This window comes from Pseudoalteromonas sp. SWYJ118 (genome assembly GCF_015864505.1).
GTDB lineage: Bacteria > Pseudomonadota > Gammaproteobacteria > Enterobacterales > Alteromonadaceae > Pseudoalteromonas > Pseudoalteromonas arctica.
On sequence record NZ_JADYXC010000061.1, the window covers coordinates 1 to 1257 of the forward strand.

The following is a 1257-nucleotide window of genomic DNA, read 5'->3' on the forward strand; positions in this document are numbered from 1 at the left end:
CTGTATTTATATTTATTCCAAAACATTAACCGCGGGGTTGAAAATGTATCTGCATCGCCGTACACCTCTTCGCGTATTTCGAGTGGCCACTCTGGATGATTTTTGTGCTCTTTAGCCCATGAGTATTTAGCAACATCAACCTCTACTTGTGGTGAGCTTTGCGGTGAGGGCTCTGAGCAACCGCCTAACAATAAGCTAAAGCAAACGCTGAGGGCGCAAAGCACGTTGTGATTTTTTAAAAACGCCATTAAAACTATCCTTTTACTACATGCACTTATTTACGAGGTAATATAAATAAGTGCACTCATTAAAACTTGTGTTATTGAGTCAAAGTACTCGTACTTACTCTTCTGCTATTTCTGCCACTTCAATCGAGAGTGTTAAATTACTGATAAGTAAACGGTGTATTTGTGCTACTGGAATTTTTTAAATTATCAACAAACTCTTTAGCCCATCCATTAGGGTTATTATTAGCAATGAGGCCAATGGACTCCTTTGGCGGGATAATAATAGGCCGTTGATTATTAGCCGTGTAGGCATGAAATGGCTGGCGCGTCTCTAGTGATTCATTGTTTATCGACGATAAAATACCAGCTTTATTTGTTTTTAATACAGTAGGCTTTTTTACATCATAAACAGCCGACTTAGACTGTTCAGCCACCACAAATCTATTTGCTATCGGTGTTAATTTGCCCACCGGTTTGTTATTCTCGACATATCCAGTTAGTAAATACACCAGTGGGCTTGCAGATCCTTTGCTTAGTTCATCCATATTAACTTCCTTGCATTGCCGAATTAGTAATTGCTATAGGATATATTGAGCCCATACCCCAAATATTATTCTCTTGCTCTAATGCTTCTGATTGTTCGCCTGTCACTATGTTTATTGTTCTTGTAATACGCTCGGAAAGGAACCACCCTTTCTCATTACGCTCAGGTAAATTGCGATTGGTATATTCCAGTTGATAATCTTCTTTATCAGAGAAAATAACGCCATTACCTTCCCCTATTTCTGAGTTCTTTATTTCCGGATTAGCAATATTCACCCAGTGAAAATGTGCTTTTGGTCTAACATGCGTCATAAACGCTAAATATTTGCCATCGGGTGAAATACGGTGGTTCTTCATTTCCCATTTACGTGGAAAATCAAAATTAACTTTGCGTACTATTTCACCATTAAACTTATGTATCCAAAAGCCATCGTGCTTTATCGCTAAAAACTCTTTATCACCAGGCAGTAAAAAAGCAGCGCCGCTA

Annotated in this window: 1 protein-coding gene and 2 pseudogenes; all 3 read right to left on the reverse strand. The window is 38.6% G+C overall.

What is annotated here, in order from left to right; translation table 11 throughout:
* Positions 1–248: pseudogene (locus I6F48_RS21160) on the reverse strand (hypothetical protein); the annotation flags it as partial.
* 137 nt (positions 249–385) lie between these two features.
* Complete coding sequence (locus I6F48_RS21165; RefSeq protein WP_197120245.1) at positions 386–772, reverse strand: hypothetical protein; 387 nt, start codon at positions 770–772, stop codon at positions 386–388.
* A 1-nt stretch (position 773) separates the two neighbouring features.
* Positions 774–1257 (reverse strand): annotated as a pseudogene (locus I6F48_RS21170) (hypothetical protein); the annotation flags it as partial.